Genomic DNA, 25,992 nt, shown 5'->3' on the forward strand with positions numbered 1-25,992 from the left:
GTCGACTCCTGGCGCCCTCGGCGGGCTCAGCCGAGCAAAGTCTCCAACTCGACGTGCTCCAAGCCGTGCGCCTCGGCGACCTCGCGGTAAACGACCTTGCCGTCATGGGTGTTGAGGCCCTTGGCGAGCGCGGCGTCGCGGCGCAGCGCCTCGACCCAGCCCCGGTCGGCGAGCTCCACGATGTACGGCAACGTGGCGTTGGTCAGCGCGTACGTCGAGGTGTTGGGCACGGCGCCGGGCATGTTGGCGACGCAGTAGAAGACCGAGTTGTGGACCGGGAAGGTCGGCTCGGCGTGCGTGGTGGGGCGCGAGTCCTCGAAGCAGCCGCCCTGGTCGATCGCGATGTCGACAAGAACACTTCCCGGCTTCATCCGCGACACGAGCTCGTTGGTGACGAGCTTCGGGGCCTTGGCGCCCGGGATGAGCACCGCGCCGATGACGAGGTCGGCGTCCAGAACGGCCTTCTCGAGCTCGAAGGTGTTGGACATGATCGCCCGGACCTTGGTGCCGAAGACCTTGTCCGCCTCGCGCAGCTTGTTGATGTCGCGGTCGAGCAGCGTGACGTGGAAGCCCATGCCGACGGCGATCTGCGTGGCGTTCCAGCCGGAGACGCCGCCGCCGATGACGACGGCCCTCGCGGGCTGCGTGCCGGGGACGCCGCCGGGGAGCACACCGCGGCCGCCGACCGAGCGCATCAGGTGGTAGGCGCCGACCTGCGGGGCCAGCCTGCCCGCGACCTCGGACATCGGGGCGAGCAGGGGCAGGGCGCGGCTGGGGAGCTCGACGGTCTCGTACGCGATCGCCGTGGTGCCGGACTCGATGAGCGCGTCGGTGCACTCCTTGGAGGCGGCCAGGTGCAGGTAGGTGAAGAGCGTCTGGTCCTTGCGGAGGCGGTGGTACTCCTCGGCGATGGGCTCCTTGACCTTCAGCAGCAGGTCGGCGGTGGCCCACACCTCGTCCGCGGTCGCGAGGATCCGGGCACCGGCGGAGACGTACTCCTCGTCCGGGATCGACGAGCCCGCACCGGCGCCCTGCTCGATGACGACCTGGTGGCCGTGGCGCACGAGCTCGTGCACACCGGCGGGGGTGATGGCCACCCGGAACTCGTTGTTCTTGACCTCGCGGGGGATGCCGACCTTCACGTGGATCACGGTCCTTGGCTCAGAGGGTTCTGGGGCTGCGGTTGCCAGGCCCATGCGAGCCGGGGCAATGCATGTCATATCCGGATGCACAGGGGCGCACCGGGAGACACCACGAAAGAACGCGGCAGAGCCAGTCTAATGAAGGGCTTCTCTCTGTCTAGCCTTTCAATGCATCAATCTTCTGCGGATGTACTACGGATTTCGTAGGCGTTGGCGCCTTGTTCCCTGGCTGTCGCGCTCTGTGGGAGCTCATCTCCCAGCATGCGCTCGGCCGCCCCGCGGTGCAGTCGGGCGGCGGCGGAGTCGCCGAGCCGGTCCAGCGTGTCGGCCATCCGCAGCTGCAGCGCGGCCTGCAGACGGACCTCCTCGGCGCGACGCGCCCACTCGACCGCCTCCTGGCAGGTGCGCAGCGACTCCTCGGGACGGCCCGCGTACTCCTGCACCCGCGCCATCTCGCTCAACGCCCTTGCCTGGGCGCCCACATCGCCGTTCTTGCGGTGCCCGGCGAGCGCGGCGCGCCAGTTCCGCAGCGCCTCGCCGTAGCGGCCCGCGTAGGTGTGCGCGGTGGCGATACGGCCGTACAGCCGGGCGGCGTCCACCCGCTCGTCGCGGGCGAGGCGCTGGGCGAGCGCCCTGCCGTACCAGTCGGCGGCCCGGTCCCAGTCCTCCAGCTCCTGGTGGGCGCCGCCTACGGATTCCATCGCGCGGCCGGTCGCGTACGGGTCGTTCGCCTCGCGTCCGGCGTCCAGGGCCGCCCGGTAGCGGGCCAGCGCGTCGGTCGTGCGGCCGGTCTGCGCATCCAGGTCGCCGAGGTTCAGCAGGGCCGCGGCCCGCTCCCGGGGCAGCTCGCGACGCTCGGCGACATCGAGGACGAGCCGGTGGATGCCGTACAGCTCGGGCGCCGCCGCCCGCGTGCCGAAGTGCGCGACCATCGCCCGCACCAGCGCCGCCATCAGGCGCCGGGCGAGGGTGTCCAGCTCCCCGTCGGCGACCGCGAGCCGGGCGGAGGCGAGCAGGGCGGGCTGCCGGATGCGCAGCCAGTCCTCGGCGGCCCGGGGGCTGGGGAAGCGCAGGGCGCGGGGCATCCCGGCGAGCTTCTCGCGGGCGGGCGAGCTGTCGGTCTCGGTGATGGCGCGACAGGACACCAGCAGCCGTACGGTCCGCTCCAGCATGCGGGCGCGGGCCAGCTGCAGCTCGGCCGGGCGGTCGTGGGTCTCGGTGAGGGCGCCCAGCAGCGGGATCAGGCAGCCCGGCACCTCGTACTGCGGCAGCGGCGAGTCGACGGCCCGGACGAGGCCGAGCGCCACGAAGTCGTCCAGGGTGGTGCGGGCCGCGTTGACCGAACAGCCGGCGAGCGCCGAGGCGGTGTGCGGGTCCACGAGGCCGGCGGGGGCCAGGGAGAGCAGTCGCAGTATCCGCGCGGCGGCACTGGGCAGCAGGGCGTAGGAGAGCCGGAAGGCCCGGGCCAGTACCGTGCCCTCCTCGCCCTCGGTGCGCAGATGCTTGGCGAGGTCGGCGACGGCTGCCTGGGGCCGGGCGGCCAGCCAGCGCCCGGCGAGCTCCAGGGCCGCGGGCTGGCCGGCGCACTCCTCGACCAGGTCCTCGGCAGCACGCGGGTCGACGGTGATGCGCACCGAGCCGGTGTGCCGGGTGAGCAGTTCCAGGGCGGACTTGGTGTCCAGCCCGCCCAGAGTGCAGGGCCGCACGTCCGCGATGCCGGTCAGCGGCCCCCCGGAGACGGCGACGACCAGGCACTCGGGCCGGTCCGGCAGCAGCGCGTCGACCTGCTCGGCGTCCGCGGCGTCGTCGAGCAGCAGGACGGCTCGGCGGGTGGCGAGGGCCTCGCGCAGCGTATGGGCGAGGTCGTCGGCCGAGGCTCCGGCGGGGGCGGGCAGCTCCAGCGCGGTCAGCAGGTCGCGGGCGGTGCGTTCGGTGGGCACCGGCGTGCCGTCGGGCTCGGTGAGCCGGGCGCGCAGCACTCCGTCGGAGTAACTCTCGGCGACCTGCCGTACGAGTTCCTCGGCGAGCGCGGTGCGGCCGGAACCGGGCTTGCCCGCGATGAGCAGCACCCGGGCGCGGGGCGCCTTGCGGCCGGAGAGGGTGTCGAGGCCCGCACGCTCGATGTCGGCCCTGAGTTCCCTCAACTCTCTTGTACGGCCGAGGAACTGACTCTCCGTGGGAGCGGACCGGGCAGCCGGGCGCTGCCCCTGTGACGACACTTTCGTGCCGTCGTTGGCCACCGCCTGATCCGTCACGGGCCACACTCCCGTCCCACTGCGCGCGCAAGCCCGCCGGGACTCCGGACGGGGCGTTTTCAGAGCCTAGTTCACGCTCTGCGACGATCCGTGTGGAGCGCGGCGGACACATCCCCCGATCGGATCAGCCGATCGTAGGACCGGAGGTGTCGTGGGCGCGGTGCGGAGGAGTCAGGCCTCGAAGGGGCGGGCCGGCCACGGCGCCTCGGCGGGGCGCAGCGCGTCGAGTCCCTCGCCGTTCCTGGCCGCGACCAGCGACAGGACGCCGACGACCAGACAGTTGTTGTGCAGGTCTCCGGCCAGGACACCACGGACGAGTTCGTCGACGGAGACCCGGGCGAGTTCCATGTCGGCCTCCTCGTCCTCGACCTCGAAGCGCTGCCCGTCGGCCTCGGACAGGTCACGGGCGAGGAAGATGCGGACGGCCTCGTCGCAGCCGCCGGGGGTCGTGTAGACGTCGGTCAGCACACGCCAGTCCTCGGCCTTGATGTGCGCCTCTTCGTACAGTTCGCGCTGGGCCGCGTGCAGCGGGTTCTCGCCGGGGATGTCGAGCAGGCCGGCGGGGATCTCCCAGAGCTTGTGGCGCACGGGGTGCCGGTACTGGCGCAGCACCACGACGCGCTCCTCGTCGTCGAGGGCGAGGACGGCCACGGAGCCGGGGTGGACCTGGTAGTCGCGGTGGACGACCGAGCCGTCGGGCATGACCACGTCGTCGGTGCGCACGGAGGTCTTGTTCCCGACGAAGGGGGTCGTGGTCGCCTTGACCTCCCACTCCTCGGCGATGTCGTTGATCGTCATGCCCTGTCCTCCCACACGTACCGCACACGTACACAAAAGCAGCTGACAAAAAAGAATCCGGCGAAAAAGCAAGCCGGAAAGGGAAAGCCGGGACGCGCACCTCGTGAAGGACGCGCACCCCGGCCACCGTACAACCCTTGTGTCACTTGCCCGTCTTGCGCTCCACAGCGGCCTTGACCAGGCCCGCGAAGAGCGGGTGCGGGCGGGTGGGACGCGAGCGCAGCTCGGGGTGCGCCTGGGTCGCCACCAGGTAAGGGTGCACCTCGCGCGGGTACTCGACGTACTCCACGAGCTTGCCGTCCGGGGAAGTGCCGGAGAACTGCAGACCGGCCTGCTTCTCCAGTTCGGCGCGGTAGGCGTTGTTCACCTCGTAGCGGTGACGGTGGCGCTCCTCGACGTACTCCTTGCCGTCGTACACCTCGCGCACGATGGAGCCCTCGGCGAGCTTGGCGGGGTACATGCCCAGGCGCATCGTGCCGCCCATGTCGCCCTCGCCCGCCACGATGTCGAGCTGCTCGGCCATGGTGGAGATGACCGGGTGGCCGGTGGCGGAGTCGAACTCGGTGGAGTTGGCGTCCGGGATGTCGGCCAGGTTGCGCGCGGCCTCGATCACGATGCACTGCAGACCCAGGCAGAGACCCAGCAGCGGGATCTTGTTCTCGCGGGCGTACTGGATGGCGCCGACCTTGCCGGAGACACCGCGGTCGCCGAAGCCGCCGGGGATGCAGATCGCGTCGACGTCACCGAGCTGCCCCGCGGCGCCCGCCGGGGTCTTGCAGTCGTCCGAGGTGACCCACTTGATCTTCACGCGGGCCTTGTTGGCGAAGCCGCCGGCGCGCAGCGCCTCGGTGACCGAGAGGTACGCGTCGGGCAGGTCGATGTACTTGCCGACCAGCGCCAGGTTGATCTCGTGCAGCGGGTTGTGGACGCGGTCGAGCAGGTCGTCCCAGGTCGTCCAGTCCACGTCGCGGAACGGCAGGTCCAGCTTGCGGACGACGTACGCGTCGAGGCCCTCGGTGTGCAGGACCTTCGGGATGTCGTAGATCGACTTGGCGTCGATGGCCGCGACCACGGCCGCCTCGTCGACGTCGCACATCAGCGAGATCTTGCGCTTGATGGCGGTCGGCACCTCGCGGTCGGCGCGCAGCACGATCGCGTCGGGCTGGATACCGATGTTCCGCAGCGCCGCAACCGAGTGCTGGGTGGGCTTCGTCTTCAGCTCCCCGGACGGACCGATGTACGGCAGGAGCGAGATGTGCACGACGAAGACGTTGTCGCGACCGACCTCGTGACGGACCTGGCGGACGGTCTCCAGGAACGGCAGCGACTCGATGTCGCCGACCGTGCCACCGACCTCGGTGATCACGACGTCGACGTCGTCCGTCGCCATACGGCGGATGCGGTGCTTGATCTCGTTGGTGATGTGCGGGATGACCTGCACGGTGTCGCCCAGGTACTCGCCGCGCCGCTCCTTGGCGATGACCGTCGAGTACACCTGTCCTGTAGTGACATTGGCGGAGCCGTCCAAGTCAACGTCGAGGAAGCGCTCGTAGTGTCCGATGTCCAGGTCGGTCTCGGCACCATCGTTGGTGACGAACACCTCTCCGTGCTGGAACGGGTTCATCGTGCCCGGGTCGACATTCAAATACGGGTCGAGCTTCTGCATCGTGACCCGCAGACCCCGCGCCTTGAGCAGCGCGCCCAGGCTGGAGGCGGTCAGGCCCTTGCCGAGGGAGGAGGCGACACCCCCGGTGACGAAGATGTGCTTGGTCGTCGTGGCTGTGCTGTTTCGGAAAGCAGCGGGCGGCATGGCCAAGAGGGGGCTCCCGTGGTCGCGGTATGGGGTGCGTGCCGGCGTCCCACCGGGAAGATTCCGGGGGCGCCGTCGCTGCGGTTCGGGGGTTTCTTGCCCACCGGTCCACGGGCTACCAGGGTATCAGCGACAGGAGGAGACCGCTTCCGGCCACGCTCTGCACACAGGTCGACACGGACCCCGCACGGCACTCACCCGATCGGCTCATCCGGGTTGCCGGGAGCGGCACGCGGATCATCCACGTGCGTCGTATCCTGCTCGGACACTCGCTGCCGAGCCCGGCCGGCACACGGCACCATCCCCGCCCGTATCCCGGAACCACGAGAGCTCGTCAGTTCGTTGCGCAACGACAATCACACCGCTCATCGCACCGACAATTGACGTTTCGCACCGACGCTTCAACACCGTTCCCTTGACCGCAGAGCGACCGCCCCTCGGGGGGCGACGTGGCCGTTCGACTGGAGATGCACGTGGCCGGGCGCATCGAGGACTACGCACTTATCGGAGACATGCAGACAGCAGCGCTGGTCTGCCGGGACGGCACAGTCGACTGGCTGTGCCTGCCCCGCTTCGACTCGCATGCCATTTTCGCGGGCCTCCTCGGCACCGACGAGCATGGATTCTGGCGCCTCGGCCCGGCGCACGCCGCCGACGCGGAGCCGCCGAGAGCCTCCCGCCGCACTTATCGCGGCGACTCGCTGATCCTCGAATCCGAGTGGGACACCCCGCGCGGCACGGTCCGCGTGACCGATTTCATGCCCCCGCGCGACGGCGCGCCGCAGCTGATCCGGATCGTGGAGGGCGTCACGGGCCGGGTGCCTATGCGCTCGGCGCTGCGGATGCGTTTCTCGTACGGGCGTGTGGTGCCCTGGGTGCACAAGCACGAGGGGCGCACCGTCGCCGTCGCCGGGCCCGACTCCGTGTGGTTCGACACGGCCTGCGAGACCTACGGCAAGGCGCTGACCACGTACGCCGACTTCACGGTGGCGCCGGGCGACCGGATCGCGTTCACCATCTCCTGGGAGCCCTCGCACAAGCAGCCGCCGCCGCTGCCCGAGCCCGAGCAGTCGCTCGAGGCCACCGAGGACTTCTGGCGCGAGTGGGTGGAGCAGTGCACGTATCACGGCCCCTACCGTGAGGCCGTGGTCCGCTCCCTGATCACGCTGAAGGCCCTGACGTACGCGCCGACCGGCGGCATCGTCGCCGCGCCGACCACCTCCCTCCCGGAGGAGATCGGCGGCGTCCGCAACTGGGACTACCGCTACACATGGCTGCGCGACGCCGCCATCACCCTCTCCTCGCTGCTGCGCACCGGCTACCGCGACGAGGCCCGCGCCTGGCGCGAGTGGCTGCTGCGCGCGGTCGCCGGCGACCCGGAGAACCTGCAGATCATGTACGGCATCGCGGGCGAACGGGAGTTGGGCGAGGCGGAGCTCGACTGGCTTCCCGGGTACGAGAATTCGGGCCCGGTGCGCGTCGGCAACGGCGCGGCGCACCAGCTCCAGCTGGACGTGTACGGCGAGGTCACCGAGGCGCTGCACCTGGCGCACATGACGGGCCTGGCCCGCAACGACTACGCCTCACTGCTCCAGTTGAAGCTGATCCGCTACCTGGAGGACCACTGGGACGAGCCGGACGAGGGCATCTGGGAGGTGCGCGGTCCGCGCCGCCACTTCGTGCACTCCAAGGTGATGGCCTGGGTCGCCGTCGACCGCACGATCAAGCTCATCGAGTCCGGCGACGCGGACGGCCCGATCGAGAAGTGGCGCGAGCTGCGCGACGACATCCACCGGGACGTGTGCGAGAAGGGCTACGACAAGGAGCGCAACACGTTCACGCAGTCGTACGGCTCCAGGGAGCTGGACGCGTCGCTGCTGCTCATCCCGCAGATGGGCTTCCTGCCGCCGGACGACAAGCGCGTGATCGGCACGATCGAGGCGATCCAGCGCGAGCTGTCCACGGAGGACGGCTTCATCCTGCGCTACCCCACCTCCGGTGAGGACGCGGGCGTGGACGGCCTGGAGGGCGACGAGGGTGCGTTCCTCGCCTGCTCGTTCTGGATGGCGGACGACCTCGCGATGATCGGCCGCGTGGACGAGGCCCGCAAGCTCTTCGAGAAGCTGCTGGCCCTGCGCAACGATCTGGGCCTGCTCGCCGAGGAGTGGGACTCGCGCCTGCAGCGCCAGGTCGGGAACTTCCCGCAGGCCTTCAGTCACGTCCCGTTGATCGACACGGCACTGCGGCTGACCGCCTCGGGCGCGTACGGCGGCTGAACAGGCCGAATCCGCCGCACCTGCTTAGGCTGAGAGGGTCCCCTCTGTGAGAAAGGGGGCGGCTGCCATGGCTTCCCTCTCCAAGGCGGGTGCGGCACTTGCCGCGCTCCGCGCGGATCTGGACGGAGAGGTCCTCGCTCCCGGAGATCCTGGTTACGACGACGCCAGGGTCGTCTTCAACGCGATGATCGACCGGCGCCCCGCGGTGATCGCACAGTGCGCGAACGAGGCGGACGTCATCCGCGGCGTGCGCTTCGCGCGGGAGCTGGACCTGCCGATCGCGGTGCGCGGCGGCGGCCACAGTGTGGCGGGCATGGCGCTCAACGACGGCGGTCTGGTGATCGACCTACGCCGGATGCACGACGTGACGGTGGACCCCAGGGCACGGTCGGCCCGTATCGCGGGTGGCGCCACCATGAGCGATCTCGACCGTGCCACCCAGCCGCACGCCCTCGCGACCACCGGCGGCCGCGCCTCCACGACCGGCGTCGGCGGCTTCGTCCTCGGCGGCGGCACCGGCTGGCTGGACCGGGCCTTCGGCCTGGCCGTCGACAATCTGCTCGGCGTCGAACTGGTCACCGCGGACGGCACGACGGTCCGGGCGAGCCAGGAGGAGAACCCCGAGCTGTTCTGGGCCCTGCACGGCGGCGGCGGGAACTTCGGCATCGCCACCGCGCTCGTCCTCGGCCTCCACGAGCTGCCCAAGTTCTCGATCTGCATGGTGATGTGCCTGCCGGAACACGGCCCGGAGGTGACCCGCACCTACCGCGAGATCATCGCGGCCGGCCCGCCCGAGGCCGGCGGCGGCGTCATCTACCTGACCGGCCCGCCCGAGCCGTTCATCCCTGAGCACCTGGTGGGGCAGCGGCTGTGCGGCGCCCTGCTGACGTACGCGGGCGCCGAAGAGGACCTGCGCAAGCTCGCCCAGCCACTGCTGGCGCTGCCGCACGAGGTCGAGATGCTCACCGCCGTGCCCTACGCGGACTTCCAGACCATGTTCGACGACCCGCCGAACATGCGGAACCACTGGTCCGCGGAGTACCTGACGGGAGCCCCCGACGAACTGCTGGACGTCTTCTGCGCCCTCGGCGAGCGCCTGCCCGTGCCCACCGGAACCCAGCACGTGCTGTTCCCGCAGGGCGGCGCGATCGCGTCGGGGCCCACCGAGTTCCCGGTGCCGTACCGGGACGCGCCCTGGGCCGTGCACCCCTTCGGCATCTGGGAGGACCCGGCCGACGACGAACGCTGCGTCCAGTGGGTCAAGGACGTGCGCGCCGAGGTCCAGCCGTGGAGCACCGGCGCGGTCTACCTCAACTTCATCGGCAACGAGGGCAGGGACCGGGTGGTGGCCGGCCTCGGCGCCGAGAACACCCGGCGTCTGGCCGCGGTGAAAGCGGAGTACGACCCGGACAACGTCTTCCGCTTCAACCACAACATCGCTCCGGCATAGAGAGTGCCTCCGGCCCCGTGATCGTTTCCGTGACCCGCTCGGAGATGTCACCGGGACGCGTCCCCGGGTAGCGTCCGCTGCATGGACAGCCGTACCGACCCCCGTCTCGACACCCAGGGCGCGCAGGCCGCCGGCGCGGGCGCCGGAATCACCGTGCAGCGGGCCCTGGAGCTGCCCGGCCTGCGCAGCGGGCTGCCGGAGATCCTCGCGGGAGCCGACCGGCTGCAGCGCACGGTGCGCTGGGTGCACGCGGGTGAGGTCCCCAACATCGCCTCCCTGCTCAAGGGCGGAGAACTGCTGCTGACCACGGGCTACGGCCTCGGCACCCGCCCCGCCGACCAGCGTGTCTTCGTGCGCACGCTCGCCGAACGCGGCATCGCGGCGCTCGTCGTCGAACTCGGCCCGCGCTTCACCCGGCTGCCCGCCGCCCTCGTGGAGACGGCCAGGGCGGCCGGCCTCCCGCTGGTCCAACTGCACCGCGAGGTGCCCTTCGTGACGGTCACGGAGGAGATCCACACAGAGATCGTCAACGGCCACTACGCGCTGCTCCAGCAGGCGGAGGAGGTCCACCGGCGTTGCACCGAGGCCCTCCTCGGCGGAGGCGGCGTACCCCAGGTGCTCGGCATCCTGGCGGACTTCAGCGGCAACCCGGTCTTCCTGGAGACTGCGGACGGACAGCTCCTGTACGCCGCCGGGGCCGGGCCGGCGGGCGCCGATCCGCTCCAGGTGTGGGAGGGTCTGCGCGGCCAGCACAAGGAGGAGCCGCCCGCGGGGACGGCGATCGTGGACGTGCCCGGCGGCGGCCCCGGCACCGGGTCGGTCCGCGCCCGGCTGGTCCTGCTGCCCGTCAGCGCCCCGCTCGCCCCCGTCCACCGCATCGCGGCGGAGCGGGCCGCGGGCATCCTGGCCGTCGTCCTGATGCAGGCCCGCCAGGAGGAGGAGCTCGCGGCACGCGGACGCGGCGACTTCCTGACCGACCTCGCCGAGGGCCGCATCGCGGCGGAGGACGCGCCCGCGCAGGCCCGCGTGCTCGGCTTCAAGCCCGGCAACAGCCCCCTCCTGCCGGTCGTGATGCGGCTCGCCGACGGGCTGGCCCCCGGCGGCGGCTGGGCGGTGCTGGCACGCGCGGTCGCGGAGGAGCTGGCGTCGGTGGGGGTGCCGGTCCTGTTGGGCGTACGTCCGGTCGAGGGCCGTGTCCCACTGCTGCTGGGCCTGCGCTCGGAGTCCGAACGCTCGGCGGTCGCGGACCGCGTCGCGGGGGCGCTGCGGGCGGGTGTGGAACGGGCGGGCATGCAACGGCCGGGCGCACAGCCCCCCGTGGTGGTCGTCGGGGTCGCGGGCGGCTGGGCGGCTGCCTCGGCCGGCCTGCGGCACGCGGCGGAGACGGCGACGGCGGCGCAGGGCCTCTCGGACCGCCCCTGGTACGACGCCCGCCGCCTCGACATCGACCTGCTGCTGTGGCGGCTGCGCGACCACCAGGACCTGGCGGCGTTCGTGGACCGCGCGATCGGCCCCCTGCGCGACCACGACCACCGCTCCAAGCCGCCGCTGCTGCCCACCCTGGAGACGTACTTGGCGCACGCGGGCCGCAAGGCGGAGACGGCCCGTGAACTGCACCTCAACCGCCAGACGCTCTACAACCGCCTGGCCCGCATCGGGGAGTTGCTGGGCACCGACCTCGACGACCCGCAGACGGTCCTGGCGTTGAGCCTGGCCCTGCGGGCGCGCCGGCACGTGCCGTAACGGCGTGAGGGCCCGGCCGCGTCAGCCCAGCGGTCTCGGCTGGGTCAACTCGTCGTACACGCTGAGCACTTGGGCGACGGTCTCGTCCTCGGTGGGCCAGGTGGCGGCCTGCCGGACGCCCCGCTCCTTCAGCCACTCCCGGCGCGCGGGATCGTCGAGAAGGCGTACGACAGCTTCGGCGAGCGCCCCCGCGTCGCCGTACGGCACGAGTTCGGCCGCGTCACCGACCAGTTCGGGGATGCCGCCGACCTGGGTCGCGACCAGCGGCACGCGCGCGTGGAGGGCCTCCTGGGCGAGGACCGACCGGGACTCCCAACTGCTGGGCAGCAGCGCGAGGTCGGCGGCGGCGAGCAGCTCAGTGATGTCGTCGCGCCGCCCGACCAGCCGGACCGGCAGCTCCTCGTCCTCGACACGCCGCTGCAGCACCGTACGCAGCGGCCCCTCTCCGGCGATCACGAGCAACGGCGCCGGGTCGAGGCCCCGCCACGCCCGCGCCGCGTCCAGCAGTGTCTCGTAGCCGCGGTGGCGGTCCAGGGAGCCGACCGCCATGAGCAACGGGCGGTCGGTGGCGCCGAGTTCGGCTCGCGCCTTGTGCCGCAGCCGGTCGGGGTCCTCGTACTCGTCGGTCCCTCGTGAGGAGGGAAAGGTGACGGCGGCGAGCCGGGCGTCCCGCGCTCCCCTGCTGCGGGCCCGGTCCACCAGGTCGGACGAGGTCCCGAGCACGACGGCGGCCGCCCTGGCGACGCGCCGCTCCAGCATCCGCAGCAGATGTGCGCGGGCGCCCTCGGCGTACGCGCGGGTGTGCCAGGTGACGACGAGCGGGGTGTGCCGCCGCCCGCTCAGCGCGAGCGCTGCCCGCAGCGCGGCGTGCAGACCGTGCGCGTGCACGAGGTCGGCCTCCGCGCAGGCCGCCCGCAGTACGGCCACCGAGGCCGGATCACTGCTGCGCGGCACATGTACGTGCTCGGCGCCGACGCCGGTGAAACCGTACGCACGGTCGGCCTCGGAGGGGGCGCACACGGTCACCCGCACGCCCCGGGCGACGAGCCCCGAGGCCAGCGACCGCACATGCGCGCTGCTGCCCGCGCTCCCGCCGCCGAGCACCTGCACGGTGCGCAGCGGCGACTGGCCCTGCGGTGAGTGGCTGCTCACGTGGCTCACGTGGCCGGGGCTCCTGGTTCGGCGTCGGACGGTCACGAAGAAAAGTACAGAAAGATCGCGCGATGGGGGTGTACCGCACGTGGTGCTCCGCGTACTGCGTCAAGGATGCCAGCACGCACGGGTGTTCCGGGACCACCGACGAACCCCACACACGCAAGAGCGGCGAACCCCACGAGCCCGGTCACTCACACGAGTGAGAAGTACGGTTGTTTCGAGCTGACTTGGGATGATTTGGCGCGGGTGCGGCGGATCCGGAGGACTAGGAGCATCGGGGGGCGCGGGGCGCTGGGGCTTCGGGATGGGGGCGGATGATGAGGTGGGAGCCGGCGGCGGGGAGGCTTGTTCGACGAGGGTTCGACGCGGGTCGGGTGAACATGGCGATCGTGTCCTCGGGTGGGGGTCTCCCCCGGGTGCCTCTCGCGATGGCGTCGTGCACGGCTTCGGTGCATTGTTCGGTGCATTGAGGGGGCGGCCGAAGACGGGCCAAGGCCCCCGGCAGCAGGCCGACAGCAGCCGTCAGCCGACGCCGACCCTCACACCCCCGCCCGTGCCACCTCGCTGACCTTCTCCCCGTACGCCGTCGCGGCCACCAGTGCCGCCGCGTGCGCGATCAGGGCCGCGCGCCCGTTGCCCGCGACGATGGCGGTGCCCAGGGCCGCGCCGAGCGCGTGGGCCCCGGTGTCGCCGATCATGGCGCGCTCGCCGAGGTCGTCGGGGAGTACGGCCGCGGCCGCGCCCATCGCCGCCGCTGACAACTCCCCCGCGGGCCCGCCCCGGAGCAGCCCGGGCGCCCCCAGTGCGAGCACGGCGGCGGCGGCCCGCCCCGGACGGACGTCCACGAGGTTGACGAAGTGCGCGGTCCCCGCGATCACCACTCCGGCGAGGACCTTGTCGAGCGGACGTTCCTTGAGCAGGGCGCCCGCGATCAGCCCGGCCGCCGATATCCCGACCAACTTGACCGTGCCGCTGGTCACTTCACCGTCCCTCAGCGCCCCCAGGTGCGCCCGGAACCCGCGCCGCGGATCACCGGCCCCGACGATGTCGTCGTAGCCGCCGCACGCACCGGCGGCGAGCACGGCCAGGGCAGCGCTCCTGTGCACGCGGCCGGCCCCCAGGGCAGCTCCGGCGACCGTCGCGGGGCCCGCGTACAACTCGACCGTGCGCCCGGCGTAGTTCTCGCGCTGCCAGCGCTCGGGGCCACCGGGGGACCACGTCCGCAGGGCTGCGACGGCGGTGCGCGTGGTGGCCGCGGTGAGACCGAGGGCGGTGGCTTTGCGGATGGCTGCGATCATGGGGCCACTTTACGAAGCGCGGGAGCGGCGCCGCGGCGCGGCGAAGAACCGCACCCGGCTCCGCGCTACGCGTCGGCCCGCGCCGTGGCCAGCAGCTCCTCCGCATGTGCCCGAGCCGTCTCGGAGTCCTCCTGGCCCGCGAGCATGCGGGACAGCTCACGGATGCGTTCCTCGCCCTCCAGGACCTTCACCCCGGACCGGGTGACCGACCCGTCGTTGGTCTTCTCCACCAGCAGCTGCCGGTCGGCGAACGCGGCCACCTGCGGCAGATGCGTCACGACCACGACCTGTGCGGTCCTGGCCAGCCGCGCGAGCCGCCGCCCGATCTCGACCGCCGCCTTGCCGCCGACACCGGCGTCGACCTCGTCGAACAGATACGTGGGCACCGGATCCGTCCCCGCGAACACGACCTCCACCGCGAGCATCACCCGCGAGAGCTCACCGCCGGAGGCGCCCTTGGCGATGGGCCGCGGCGGCGCCCCGGGGTGCGGGGCGAGCAGCAGCTCGACCTCGTCGACACCCGCAGGCCCGTACGCGACCGTACGACCGTCGAGTTCGACGCCCTCGGGGTCGTCGGTCTGCCGGATCTCGAACGACACGCGCGCGTGGGGCATGGCGAGCGAGGCCAGTTCGGCGGTCACGGCGGCGGCGAACCGCTCGGCGGCCTCGGTGCGCGCGTCCGTCAGCGCCTGTGCGAGCCCGCCCAGTTCGGCCCGCAGCGCGTCCCGCTCCCCGGTCAGCTCGCCGATCCGCTCGTCGTCGCCGTCGAGTTCGAGGAGCCGGGCGGCACTCTGCTCGGCCCACGCCAGCACGGCGTTGATGTCCGCGCCGTACTTCCGGGTGAGCTGCGTGAGCCCGGCCCGGCGCTCCTCCACCGCCGCGAGCCGCAGCGGATCGGCGTCGAGGTCGTCGGCGTACCCGGCCAGCTCCCCCGCCACGTCACCCAGCAGAATCCCGATCTCCCCGATCCGCGCGGACAGCGCGGCGAGCGCGGAGTCGTGGGACCGCACCGCCTCCAGGGCCCGGTGCGCGCCCGCCACGAGCGTGGTGGCGTCGATGCCCTCCGGGTCCTCGGGGTTGCCCGCGAGCGCGGCGTGCGCGGCCGTGGCGGCGGACGCGAGCGCCTCCGCGTGGCCGAGCCGCTCGGCCTCGGCGGCCAGCTCCACGTCCTCGCCCGCACGCGGCTCGACGGCCGCGATCTCGTCGAGCCCGAAGCGCAGCATGTCGGCTTCCTGGGCGCGTTCTCGCGCACGTGTGGTGATCTCGTCCAGCTCGGCCGAGATCGCGCGCAGCCGACGGTAGGCGCCCGCGTACTTCGCGAGCGGCGCGGCGACCGCGTCCCCCGCGTACCGGTCGAGCGCCTGCCGCTGCCGGGACAGCTTGAGCAGCCCCTGCTGGTCGGTCTGACCGTGCACGGCGACGAGTTCGTCGGCCAGCTCGGCGAGGACCCCCACAGGCACCGAGCGCCCGCCCAGGTGCGCCCGCGAGCGCCCCTCCGCGGAAACGGTACGGCTGATCAGCAACGCCCCGTCGTCGAGTTCGGCACCCGCCTCCTCGGCCCGTAGGACCGCCGTCCCGCCCGGAGGTACGGCGATGCGCCCCTCCACGACCGCGCTCTTCGCGCCGATCCGCACCAGGGCGGCGTCCGCGCGTCCACCGAGCAGCAGCCCGAGGCTGGTGACCACCATCGTCTTGCCCGCACCGGTCTCACCCGTCACGGCGGTGAAGCCCGGCGACAGCTCGACGACCGCGTCGTCGATGACTCCGAGCGACCGTATCCGCATCTCCTCCAACACGGACACGACCTTACGAGGTCAGGGCCCGGCTGTGCGACGGGCCCCGCCCCGCCGGTGCGAAGGCGCAGGTGACAAGGACCCGCAAACAGACCATGTCACCCGCGGGAGTGGGCCTGCGGCGCCGAAACCAAGAGCGACGGCTAGTGCGGTGCGCCCCGCCACCCCGCCACGGGCAGGGCGAACTTCGCCACCAGACGGTCCGTGAACGACGCGTGATGCAGCCGAGCGAGCCGCACCGGCACCGCCCCGCGCCGCACCTCGACCCGCGCCCCCGGCGGCAGCTCCACCGTCCGGCGCCCGTCGCACCACAGCACGCCCGGCGGAACGTGCGGCAGCACCTCCACCGCGAGCACCGAGTCCGGCGAGGTGACCAGCGGCTTGGCGAACAGGGCGTGCGCGCTGATCGGCACCATGAGCAGCGCCTCGACCTCGGGCCAGACCACCGGTCCGCCGGCGGAGAAGGCGTACGCCGTCGAGCCGGTCGGCGTCGACAGGACGATGCCGTCGCAGCCGAAGCCGGTCACCGGCCGCCCGTCGATCTCCAGGACGACTTCGAGCAGCTTCTCGGCGCCGGCCTTCTGCACGGCGGCCTCGTTGAGCGCCCAGTCGGTGTGCACGATGTCGCCGTTGCTGTGCACGACGACATCGACGGTCATGCGCTCCTCGACCTCGTACGCCTTGGTGACGACCCGGTCGACCACCTTGTCGAGGTCGTCACGCTCGGCCTCCGCGAGGAAGCCGACGCGGCCCAGGTTGACGCCGAGCATCGGCACACCGGACGCACGGGCGAACTCGGCGCCGCGCAGCAGCGTCCCGTCGCCCCCGAGCACGATCAGCAGTTCGCACCCGTCGAGGCACTGCGGGGTGGCCTCCTTCACCAGCTCCACGCTCGACGGCAGCGGCAGATCGGCCGCCTCCGCCTCCAGGACCCGCACGCCGATCCCGGAGCGCAACAGCCCCTGGACGACGAGCTCCGCGCTGCGGATGGCAGCGGGCCGCCCGGTGTGGGCGAGCAGGAAAACAGTTCGAGCTCGGGTCTGTGTCAACGCGGCCCCTCCGCCACTGCACGGTCAACATCGGCCGGGTCCAGGGCGGGTGCCCCGGCGCGCAGCCACAGAAAGTACTCGACATTGCCCGACGGACCGGGCAGCGGGCTGGCGGTGACGCCGTTCACGCCGAGTCCCAGTTCCCCCGCGCGCCGCGCGACCTCGCGCACCGCTTCGGCCCGCAGCTCGGGGCTGCGCACGACACCACCACTCCCCAGCCTTTCCTTCCCCACCTCGAACTGCGGCTTGACCATCATCACCAGGTCGGCGTCGGGCGCCGTGCACCGCGCGAGGGCGGGCAGCACCAGGCCGAGTGGGATGAAGGACAGATCCCCGACGACAAGATCCACGGGCTCCCCATCGATCGCCTCCAACGTCAACTCGCGTACGTTCGTACGGTCCTTGACGGTGACGCGTTCATCGCTCTGCAGAGACCATGCGAGTTGTCCGTAGCCGACGTCGACGGCGACCACGTGCGCGGCACCGGCGCGCAGCAGCACATCGGTGAAGCCGCCGGTGGACGCTCCGGCGTCCAGCGCCCTGCGCCCCTCGACCTTCAGCCCCTGCGGCACGAACGCCGCGAGGGCGCCGGCGAGCTTGTGCCCGCCGCGCGAGACGTAGTCGGGGTCGCTGTCGTCCTCGGTGACCACGATCGCGGCCGCGGTCTCCACCTGGGTGGCGGGCTTGGTCGCGAGGGTCTTGCCCACGCTTACCCGGCCCGCGGCGATCAGCTGGCTCGCGTGCTCGCGCGAGCGCGCCAGCTTCCGGCGGACCAACTCGGCGTCGAGGCGGCGGCGTGCCACTCCTGCCACGTTCGGTTCAGCTCCTGCGGTCGTACGGCGAAGGGGGCGCCGGAGGTCCCGGGCGTGCGTCCAGCGCGGTCAGCGCGTCACGCAGCCCCCGGTGTACATCCTCGTACACCTCGAGGTGTCCGTCGGTGGCGAGGTGGTCCGCGTCCGTCAACCGGTCGAGCAGGGCGTCGACCTCGGCGTTGCCGGTGGAGGTGCGGGGGACGTTCAGCGGGGCCGGGGCGGCGGGGTCGGGCTCGGCCGGAAGCCCGGACCCGCTCGAAAGGTCGGCATCGCCCAGGAGCCCGGGTCCACTCAGGAGCTCGGGTCGGGACGGGAGCTCGGGTCCGGACGGGAGCTCGGGTCCGGACGGGAGCTCGGGCCCGTCGATCCGCTGGGGCGCACCCGGCAGCTCCGGACCGGCCGCCACCGACTCCGGGCCCGTGAAGGAGTAGCTCATGCCCCGACGCTACCCCGAAGCGCTGGGGTACCGTCGATCACGATGGCGACGATTGAGGAGTGCCGCAGCGCACTCGAGAAGCTCTCGGACAACCTGGCGGGCGCCGAGGGGGACGTACGCAGCGCGGCGGCCCTGGACCGCTCGCTGAGCTGCCGTATCACCGACCTGGACATCACCTTCGTCGGCCGCCTCAAGGACGGCCGGATCGAGGTGGTCGACACCCTGCAGGGCCCTCCGCCCGAGAAGGCCCAGATCCGGCTCACCATGGCGGGCGACGACCTGGTCGCGATGGTCGACGGCGAGCTGAACTTCGCGAAGGCCTGGGGCGCGGGCCGGGTGAAGTTGGAAGCGGGCTTCCGCGACCTGTTCCGGCTCAGGACGCTTCTTTAGCCGCGGCCCCGACCGCCGCAGCCCCGACCGCTTGACCCGCCCCGACCGCTTGACCCGCCTCGGCCGCTTGATCTGCCTCGGCCGCTTGACCCGCCTCGGCCCTACGGGCCTTCCGCGCCGCCGGCACCACCAGCGGCGTCCCCGTCTCGGGGTCGTCGATGACCTGGCAGCGCAGCCCGAACACGTCCTCCACCAGCTCGGCGGTGACGATGTCGCCTGGCGCGCCCTCCGCGATCACCCTGCCGTCGCGCAACGCGATGAGATGGGTGGCGTACCGGGCCGCGTGGTTGAGGTCGTGCAACACGGCGACCAGCGTGCGGCCCTGCTCCTCGTGGAGTTCCGCGCACAGGTCGAGCACATCGATCTGGTGCTGGATGTCGAGGTAGGTGGTGGGCTCGTCGAGCAGCAGCAGCGGGGTCTGCTGGGCCAGGGCCATGGCGATCCACACGCGCTGGCGCTGGCCGCCGGAGAGCTCGTCGACATAACGGTCGGCCAGTTCGGCGACGCCGGTCGACGCCATCGACTCCTGCACGACCCGCTCGTCCTCGGTCGACCACTGGCGCAGCAGCCCCTGGTGCGGGTACCGCCCGCGGCCCACCAGGTCGCCGACCGTGATGCCGTCCGGCGCGATCGACGACTGCGGCAGCAGCCCCAGCGTCCTGGCCACCTTCTTCGCCGGCATCGACTGGATGACCTGCCCGTCGAGGAGCACCCGGCCCTGGCTCGGCTTCAGCATCCGCGACAGGGCACGCAACAGTGTCGACTTTCCGCAGGCGTTCGGGCCGACGATCACCGTGAAGGAGTTGTCGGGGATCTCCACCGACAGGTTCTCCGCGATGACGCGCTGGTCGTAGCCGAGGGTGACGTGGTCGGCGGACAGGCGGTTCACAGTGCTGGTGCTCCTGCTCCTCAGGGTGTTCCCCGGCGTGTTCTTGTTCGCGTTCTTGCTCGCGGAGGCGCTCATATCCGCCCCGCCTTCCGCTCGGTGACGAGCAGCCACAGCAGATAGAGGCCGCCCAGGACTCCGGTGACGACGCCGACGGGCAGCTGGTCGGCGCCGAACGCCCGCTGCGAGGCCCAGTCCGAGACGATCAGCAGGGTCGCGCCCATGCACATCGACGGCACCAGGTTCGGCCCCGGCGACCGGGTCAGGCGCCGGGCGAGCTGAGGCGCGGTCAGCGCCACGAAGCCGACCGGGCCCGCGGCGGCGGTGGCACCCGCGGTGAGCAGCACGGCGGACACCAGGAGCACCAGGCGTACGCGCTCGACGCGCACCCCGAGGGCGTACGACACGTCGTCGCCCATCTCCGTCATCCGCAGCCCCCGCGCGTTGCCCAGGACCAGCGGCACGAGCACGGCGCACAGCGCGAGCAGCGGCCAGACCTGCTCCCAGTCGCGGCCGTTGAGCGAACCGGTCATCCAGACGACCGCGCGCGTCGCGTCGACGAAGTCGGCCTTGGTCAGCAGATAGCCGTTGACCGCCGTGACGATCGCGGAGACTCCGATGCCGACCAGGACGAGCCGGTACCCGTGCACGCCCTGCTTCCAGGCGAGCAGGTAGATGGCGAACCCGGTGACGAGGCCCCCGACGAGCGCCCCGAGGGCGACCGCGTCGGCGTCCCCGGAGAACAGCACGATCACGACGAGCGCCCCGGCTGTCGCGCCCTGGCCGAGGCCGAGGACGTCGGGGCTGCCGAGCGGGTTGCGGGAGACGGACTGGAAGAGCGCGCCGGCGAGTCCGAGCGCAGCGCCCACCAGGAGCCCGACGAGGACCCGCGGCAGCCGCAGCTCGTTGACAATGAGCTCCTGGCCCGCGTTGCCGTTCCCGGCCAGCGTCCTGAGGACGTCCGCGGCCGGGATCGGGAAGTCACCGGTGCCGATCAGCACCACGCTCGCGGCGAGCGCGGCCAGCAGGAGCAGCACGACGACGACGAACGCCCGGACGTCGAACCGTACGGAGAGGCCGCCGCGCGTGCGGATGGCCCGAGCGGTGCGGGGGGAGGTCGGCTTGTGGGCGGTGGCCGGCTTGTGTGGGGTGACCGGCTCGTGCGCGTCGAGCGGCTTGTGTGGGGTGCTCACAGCTGCGCGGTCCTCCGCCGTCGGACGAGATAGATGAAGACCGGTCCGCCGATGATGGCGGTGACGATGCCGACCTGCAGTTCCGAGGGTCGTGCCACCACCCGTCCGATCACGTCGGCGCCGAGCAGCAGCACAGGCGACAGGACAGTCGCGTACGGCAGGATCCAGCGCAGGTCGGGCCCGGTGAAGGACCGCACTGCGTGCGGAACCATCAGCCCGACGAACACGATGGGCCCGCAGGCGGCGGTCGCGGCGCCGCACAGCACGGTGGCGGCGGCCATGGCGACGGCCCGGGTGCGGTTCAGGTTGGCGCCGAGCGCGCGGGCAGTGTCGTCGCCCATGGCCAGGGCGTTCAGCGGCCGGGCCAGCGCGAGCGCCACGACCGTGCCGACCAGCAGGAACGGCAGCACCTGCTTGATGGTCGTGCCGTTCGCCGACGCGAGCGAGCCGACCGTCCAGAAGCGCATCTTGCCGAGCGCGGCGTCATCCATGATCATCACGGCCTGGAGGTAGCCGTAGAGCCCGGCGCTGATCGCGGTGCCCGCGAGCGCGAGCCGCACCGGGGTCGCGCCCCTGCTGCCGCCGAGGAACCAGACCAGCGCCCCGACCGCGGCCGCGCCGAAGAAGGCGAACCACACATAGCCGCTCAGTGAGGTGACGCCGAAGAACGTGATGGCGGTGACGACCGCGGCGGACGCGCCCGCGTTGATGCCGAGCAGCCCGGGATCGGCGAGGGGGTTGCGGGTGAGCGCCTGGAGGACGGCGCCGGACAGCCCGAGTGCGGCGCCGACGAGCAGCCCGAGGACGGTCCGCGCGACCCGGTCACCGACCACGACGTCCCCGTACGTCCCCGTATCGTGGAACAGGCCGTGCCAGACCTGGTCCAGCGGCAGCTCCTTCGCGCCGATCGCGATGCTCGCCAGCGCGACCGCCACGAGGACGGCCAGGGACGCGATCAGCCCAACGGCACGTATCGCCCGGCGGGTTGGGGGCGCGGGGGCGGTCTCCGCGCTCGGTTCGGGGGGACTGTCGACCAACACGTAGTTAGGTTAGCCTACCCTCGCATCTTGACTCGATGCCGTACCCGTCTCCAGGCCCGCCGACGTCCCGGGGTCGATGCCGCACACGCTCGACGCTCGATGCCCGCGCCCCACCGACCCCCGCGCCCCACCTGGTCCCGGAGGTCGCGGCGTCCCTCACAGTCCGAGCCGCGCCAGCGCCTTCCCCCCGTCCAGTGCACACGAACCCTCGCCCGCCGCAGTCCAGGCCGCCGCGCACAGCGCCCGCAGCCCGTCGAGAGCCTCGCCCTCACCCTCCAGTGCCAACCGCTCACCCCCGGCCGTCGCCGTCCAGCCACCGCACCGGAATCCGTCCCCCGCCTCGACGACCTCCGGCTGCCCGGTGAGCAGACCGCGCAGATCGGCGTCGACATACGTCGGCCGGTGCTGCGGCGGGGCGGCGAGGAGCTGCGCCCCGTCCGTCACGCCGGTCAGCACGAGCAGCGAGTCCACCTCTCCGTTGAACGCGCCTTCGATGTCGGTGTCCAGCCGGTCGCCGACCACCAGCGGCCGCTCGGCGCCGGTGCGCAGCACCGTCTCGCGGTGCATCGGGGGCAGCGGCTTGCCCGCGACCTGCGGCTCGGCGCCCGTGGCGATACGGACGACCTCCACGGCCGCGCCGTTGCCAGGAGCGATGCCTCGCGCGCTCGGGATCGTCAGGTCGGTGTTGGACGCGAACCAGGGCACCCCGCGCGCGATGGCGTAACTCGCCTCCGCGAAGCGGCTCCAGGGCAGGTCGGGCCCGCCGTACCCCTGGACGACCGCCACCGGATCGTCGTCCGCCGACTCGACCGGCACGAGCCCGCGCTCGCGCAGCGCGACCCGCAGTCCGTCCCCGCCGATCACCAGCACGCGCGCGCCGCCGGGCACCTGCTCACTGATCAGCCGGGCCACGGCCTGCGCCGACGTGATGACGTCGGAGGCCCCGGTCGGTATCCCCAGCTCACTGAGGTGCTCGGCCACCGCGTCCGGCGTCCGCAGCGCGTTGTTCGTGACATACGCGAGATGCATCCCGCCCGCGCGGGCCGTGCCGAGGGACTCGACGGCGTACGCGATCGCGTTCCCTCCTGCGTACACCACCCCGTCCAGGTCGAGCAGAGCCGTGTCGTACGCCTCGCTCAGGGCCTGGCCACTGCCGTCGGGCCGCGTCCTGAAGGACTGGCTCATTACACATCGCTCCTCGGTCGAATCCCGTCCACCCGATCATCGCGCATGCCACTGACACACTTACGATGCCTCAATGAACTATGCAGGTCCCGCGGAGGAGACCCCGGCGCGCAGCGGCCTCGAACTGACCCCGTTCCGGGGGCTTCGCTACGACCCCGACCGGGTCGGCAGTCTGGCCGCCGTGACCTCACCGCCGTACGACGTGGTCGTACGGCCCGACGGCCTGCACCACCTCGAATCGGCAGACCCTCACAACATCGTCCGGCTGATCCTTCCCCAGGACACCACGCCCACCGCCCGCAACCAGCAGGCGGCCGACACCCTGAGCCGCTGGCTGTCTGAAGGCGTCCTGGCCGCCGACTCCGAGCCGGGCCTGTACGTCTACGAGCAGCGCGACAGCGACGGCCTCCTGCAACGCGGCATCATCGGCGCCCTGCGCCTGTCCGAGCCGTCGGACGGCGTGGTCCTCCCGCACGAGGACGTCATGCCCCACGTCATCGCGGACCGCGCGGCCCTGATGCGCGCCACCTCCGCCAACCTCGAACCCCTCCTGCTGACCTACCGCGGCAACGGCTTCGGCCCCCGTGCCGAGCCCGGTTCCGACTCGGGGGCGGAGTCCGGTTCCGGATGCGGAGTCGGCGCGGCGTCCGTCGTGGAGCGCACCGCGCAGCGGCTCCCGCTCCTCGCCACGACCACGGAGGACGGCTTCAGCCACCGTCTGTGGGCGGTGACCGATCCGTCCGACCTGGCCGAGATCCAGACAGATCTCCGCCACCACCAGGCCCTCATCGCGGACGGCCATCACCGCTGGGCGACGTATCTGCGTCTGCGTGCGGAACACCCCTCGCCCAGCCCCTGGGACTACGGCCTCGTCCTCCTGGTCGACACCGCGCGCTACCCCCTCCGCGTCCGCGCCATCCACCGCCTGCTGCACGCACTCCCGGTGGCGGACGCCCTGGCCGCCCTCGCGGGCTCCTTCCGCATACGCCGCCTCGACGTCCCCCTCCCCGAGGCCCTGGACGTCCTCGCCGAGGCGGCCTCCGAGGGCAACGCCTTCCTCCTCGCGGGCGACGGCGCCTTCCACCTCGTCGACCGCCCGTCCCCGGACCTCCTCTCCCGTACGATCCCGGGCGACCGCCCGGAGGCCTGGCGCACCCTCGACGCGACGGTCCTGCACGCCACACTCCTCGACCACGTCTGGGGCATCCCGGAGGACTCCCCGGCCCACATCGCGTACATCCACGACACGGCGGCCACCGTCGCCAAGGCGGAGCACGACGGCGGCACGGCCGTCCTGATGCACCCGGTCCGCGAGGAGGTCGTACGCGATCTCGCCCGCCAGGGCGTCACGATGCCCCGCAAGTCGACGTCGTTCGGCCCGAAGCCGGCATCGGGCCTGGTGCTGCGCGCACTCGCCCTCTGAGCACGCCGGAACAGCGCCGAAAACAAAGGTGGGCGGGACCCCTTCCGGGATCCCGCCCACCTTCATTCACCTACTGCTTCCACTGCGCCGGAGGGCGTCAGTCCCGGGAAGCACCATCCCCGGAGCCGTCCTCGTCACCTTCGACCGACGGGTGCTCGACAGCCTTCGGGGCTTCTTCCACCTCGTCGACCTCATCGTCTTCGTCGTCCTCGACGTCTTCGTCGTCCTCGACGTCTTCGACTTCGTCGTCTTCAACTTCGTCGATGTCGTCGTCTTCAACTTCGTCGATGTCGTCGCTCGCAGCTTCAGCGTCGGTGACGACATCGGCATCGACGTCGTCCTCGTCGAACGCGTCGACGAACTCGACGCCGTCCAGCTCCGCGAGCCGGTCCGAAGCGTCCGTGCTGCCGTCCTTGTCGGACTCGAGCGCCTTGGCGAACCACTCGCGCGCCTCGCCGTCACGTCCGACGGCGAGCAGCGCGTCGGCGTACGCGTACCGCAGTCGCGCCGTCCAGGGCTGTACGGAGTTCGAGGCGAGCTCCGGGCTCTGGAGGGTCACGATGGCCGCGTCGAGCTGCCCCAGGTCCCGCCGCGCACCGGCGGCCACGAGCCGCATCTCGACCTGGCCTGCCTTGTCGAGCTTCTGCACCTCGGGCGCACCGGCCATGTCCAGCGCCTTCTCGGGCCGGCCGAGGCCACGCTCGCAGTCGGCCATGACGGGCCACAGCTCCACGCTTCCGGTCATCCGGCGTGCGGCCCGGAACTCGGCGAGCGCCTCGCTGAACTTCTGGTTGGCGTACGCGGCGAAACCGGCCGCTTCCCGCACGGCGGCGACGCGCGAGGCCAGACGGAGGGCCACCCGGGAGTAGCCGTACGCCCCCTCGGGGTCCTCGTCGATGAGCCGGGCGACCATCACCAGGTTCCTGGAGACGTCCTCGGCAAGCCCCTTGGGCAGGCTCTGAAGCTCCTGCCGTACGTCCTTGTCGATCTCGTCGCCCGTGACGTCATCGGGGATCGGCAGACGCTTGATCGGCTCACGGTCCCGCTCCCGCTCATCGCGGAAACGGCCGCCACCACGCCGGTCATCGCCCCGACGGTCGTCACGGTCCCGGAACCCACCGGGGCGGCCACCCCTGTCGTCGCGGCGCGGACCCTGTCCACGGTCGTCACGCCCGCGGTATCCACCACGGTCACCCCGGTCGTCACGACGGAAGCCGCTCCGGTCGCCACCGCGGTCGTCGCGCCTGTCGCCACCGCGGTCATCACGGCGGAAGGCGGGACGGTCGTCGTCGCGGCGGAAGGCGGGTCGGTCACTGCCGCGGTCGTCACGGCGGGGGCCGCCGGTCGGGCGGTCGTCACGACGGAAGGGGGGACGGTCACCGCCGCCGTTGTCGTCGCGGCGGAAGCCGCCACGGTCGCCGCCGCGGTCACCGCGGTCGTCCCTGCGGAAGCCACCGCGGTCGTCGTCGCGGCGCTCACCGCGGTCGTCACGGCGGAAGGCCGGACGATCGCCGTCACGGCGGAAGCCACGGTCACCGCCCCGGTCACCCCGGTCGTCACGACGCGGACCGGCCGGACGGTCCTCACGCCGAGGACCACCCGTCGGACGATCGTCACGACGGAAGCCACCACGGTCACCGCCGCGGTCATCACGGCGAGGACCGCCGGTCGGACGGTCATCACGACGGAAGCCACCACGGTCGCCACCGCGGTCATCACGGCGAGGACCGCCAGTCGGACGGTCGTCACGACGGAAGCCGCCACGGTCGCCACCGCGGTCGTCGCGCCTGTCGCCACCGCGGTCATCACGGCGGAAGGCGGGACGGTCGTCGTCGCGGCGGAAGGCGGGTCGGTCACT

20 protein-coding genes are annotated in these 25,992 nt (G+C 72.2%); 5 read left to right on the plus strand and 15 right to left on the minus strand.

Going from position 1 to position 25,992, the window contains the following annotated elements:
* Window positions 1-26: 26 nt before the first annotated feature.
* The 4 genes from ald to ABZS97_RS25380 all read right to left on the minus strand — a co-directional run bounded on the left by ald (window position 27) and on the right by ABZS97_RS25380 (window position 6,005).
* Window positions 27-1,142, minus strand: a complete 1,116-nt coding sequence (gene ald / locus ABZS97_RS25365) for an alanine dehydrogenase (RefSeq protein ID WP_356140820.1) — start codon at window positions 1,140-1,142, stop codon at window positions 27-29.
* Window positions 1,143-1,315: 173 nt separating this feature from the next.
* On the minus strand, window positions 1,316-3,397 hold the full coding sequence (locus ABZS97_RS25370) for a tetratricopeptide repeat protein (RefSeq protein WP_356140789.1): 2,082 nt from the start codon (window positions 3,395-3,397) through the stop codon (window positions 1,316-1,318).
* Between the two features lie 171 nt (window positions 3,398-3,568).
* Entirely contained in the window at window positions 3,569-4,195 is a 627-nt protein-coding gene (locus ABZS97_RS25375; protein WP_356140791.1) for an NUDIX hydrolase, read from the minus strand.
* Window positions 4,196-4,337: 142 nt separating this feature from the next.
* Window positions 4,338-6,005 (minus strand): CTP synthase, encoded by a 1,668-nt coding sequence (locus ABZS97_RS25380; protein WP_356140793.1) that lies wholly within the window; start codon window positions 6,003-6,005, stop codon window positions 4,338-4,340.
* 473 nt (window positions 6,006-6,478) lie between these two features.
* On the opposite strand from ABZS97_RS25380, the gene ABZS97_RS25385 reads away from it, so the two are divergent.
* From ABZS97_RS25385 to ABZS97_RS25395, 3 genes are all read left to right on the plus strand, one after another.
* Window positions 6,479-8,281: a glycoside hydrolase family 15 protein gene (locus tag ABZS97_RS25385; protein WP_356140822.1), complete on the plus strand. Its 1,803-nt coding sequence runs from the start codon at window positions 6,479-6,481 to the stop codon at window positions 8,279-8,281.
* A 67-nt stretch (window positions 8,282-8,348) separates the two neighbouring features.
* Window positions 8,349-9,731 carry an FAD-binding oxidoreductase gene (locus ABZS97_RS25390; RefSeq protein WP_356140795.1) on the plus strand — a complete coding sequence of 461 codons (1,383 nt, stop codon included), beginning with the start codon at window positions 8,349-8,351 and terminating at the stop codon, window positions 9,729-9,731.
* An 81-nt stretch (window positions 9,732-9,812) separates the two neighbouring features.
* Entirely contained in the window at window positions 9,813-11,474 is a 1,662-nt protein-coding gene (locus tag ABZS97_RS25395) for a PucR family transcriptional regulator (protein ID WP_356140797.1), read from the plus strand.
* Window positions 11,475-11,495: 21 nt separating this feature from the next.
* Here ABZS97_RS25395 and ABZS97_RS25400 read toward each other — a convergent pair whose 3' ends face one another.
* The 6 genes from ABZS97_RS25400 to ABZS97_RS25425 form a co-directional block, all read right to left on the minus strand.
* A complete protein-coding gene (locus tag ABZS97_RS25400) occupies window positions 11,496-12,635 on the minus strand; it encodes a glycosyltransferase family 4 protein (RefSeq protein ID WP_356140799.1) in 1,140 nt (379 codons plus the stop codon).
* A gap of 533 nt (window positions 12,636-13,168) precedes the next feature.
* Entirely contained in the window at window positions 13,169-13,927 is a 759-nt protein-coding gene (locus ABZS97_RS25405; protein ID WP_356140801.1) for a hypothetical protein, read from the minus strand.
* Window positions 13,928-13,992: 65 nt separating this feature from the next.
* Complete coding sequence (gene recN, locus ABZS97_RS25410; RefSeq protein WP_356140803.1) at window positions 13,993-15,723, minus strand: DNA repair protein RecN; 1,731 nt, start codon at window positions 15,721-15,723, stop codon at window positions 13,993-13,995.
* Between the two features lie 140 nt (window positions 15,724-15,863).
* Window positions 15,864-16,769: an NAD kinase gene (locus ABZS97_RS25415; RefSeq protein ID WP_356140805.1), complete on the minus strand. Its 906-nt coding sequence runs from the start codon at window positions 16,767-16,769 to the stop codon at window positions 15,864-15,866.
* On the minus strand, window positions 16,766-17,581 hold the full coding sequence (locus ABZS97_RS25420; protein ID WP_356140807.1) for a TlyA family RNA methyltransferase: 816 nt from the start codon (window positions 17,579-17,581) through the stop codon (window positions 16,766-16,768). Before ABZS97_RS25420 ends, ABZS97_RS25415 begins: the two co-directional genes overlap by 4 nt.
* 7 nt (window positions 17,582-17,588) lie before the next feature.
* On the minus strand, window positions 17,589-17,858 hold the full coding sequence (locus tag ABZS97_RS25425) for a hypothetical protein (RefSeq protein ID WP_356140824.1): 270 nt from the start codon (window positions 17,856-17,858) through the stop codon (window positions 17,589-17,591).
* Window positions 17,859-18,059: 201 nt separating this feature from the next.
* Here ABZS97_RS25425 and ABZS97_RS25430 point away from each other — a divergent pair, with 201 nt between their 5' ends.
* Window positions 18,060-18,407, plus strand: coding sequence for an SCP2 sterol-binding domain-containing protein (locus ABZS97_RS25430; protein ID WP_356140809.1), 348 nt, complete (start codon window positions 18,060-18,062; stop codon window positions 18,405-18,407).
* On the opposite strand, the gene ABZS97_RS25435 is transcribed toward ABZS97_RS25430, so the two are convergent.
* From ABZS97_RS25435 to ABZS97_RS25450, 4 genes are all read right to left on the minus strand, one after another.
* Window positions 18,391-19,371, minus strand: coding sequence for an ABC transporter ATP-binding protein (locus ABZS97_RS25435; protein ID WP_356140812.1), 981 nt, complete (start codon window positions 19,369-19,371; stop codon window positions 18,391-18,393). The two genes, ABZS97_RS25430 and ABZS97_RS25435, sit on opposite strands and share 17 nt — an antisense overlap.
* On the minus strand, window positions 19,368-20,387 hold the full coding sequence (locus ABZS97_RS25440) for an iron chelate uptake ABC transporter family permease subunit (RefSeq protein ID WP_356140826.1): 1,020 nt from the start codon (window positions 20,385-20,387) through the stop codon (window positions 19,368-19,370). Before ABZS97_RS25440 ends, ABZS97_RS25435 begins: the two co-directional genes overlap by 4 nt.
* A gap of 95 nt (window positions 20,388-20,482) precedes the next feature.
* Window positions 20,483-21,526 (minus strand): iron chelate uptake ABC transporter family permease subunit, encoded by a 1,044-nt coding sequence (locus ABZS97_RS25445; protein WP_356140814.1) that lies wholly within the window; start codon window positions 21,524-21,526, stop codon window positions 20,483-20,485.
* A 156-nt stretch (window positions 21,527-21,682) separates the two neighbouring features.
* Window positions 21,683-22,711 (minus strand): HAD hydrolase-like protein, encoded by a 1,029-nt coding sequence (locus ABZS97_RS25450; protein WP_356140816.1) that lies wholly within the window; start codon window positions 22,709-22,711, stop codon window positions 21,683-21,685.
* 73 nt (window positions 22,712-22,784) lie between these two features.
* Between ABZS97_RS25450 and ABZS97_RS25455 the strand changes: the two genes are divergently transcribed.
* Window positions 22,785-24,134, plus strand: coding sequence for a DUF1015 domain-containing protein (locus ABZS97_RS25455; RefSeq protein ID WP_356140818.1), 1,350 nt, complete (start codon window positions 22,785-22,787; stop codon window positions 24,132-24,134).
* A gap of 97 nt (window positions 24,135-24,231) precedes the next feature.
* Here ABZS97_RS25455 and ABZS97_RS25460 read toward each other — a convergent pair whose 3' ends face one another.
* The gene (locus ABZS97_RS25460) at window positions 24,232-25,155 is read right to left on the minus strand and encodes a hypothetical protein (RefSeq protein ID WP_356140828.1); all 924 of its coding nucleotides are present in this window, start codon (window positions 25,153-25,155) and stop codon (window positions 24,232-24,234) included.
* Between the last annotated feature and the right edge of the window lie 837 nt (window positions 25,156-25,992).

The sequence above is a fragment of the Streptomyces sp. NPDC005485 genome, from assembly GCF_040606085.1.
In the GTDB taxonomy this organism is placed as follows: domain Bacteria; phylum Actinomycetota; class Actinomycetes; order Streptomycetales; family Streptomycetaceae; genus Streptomyces.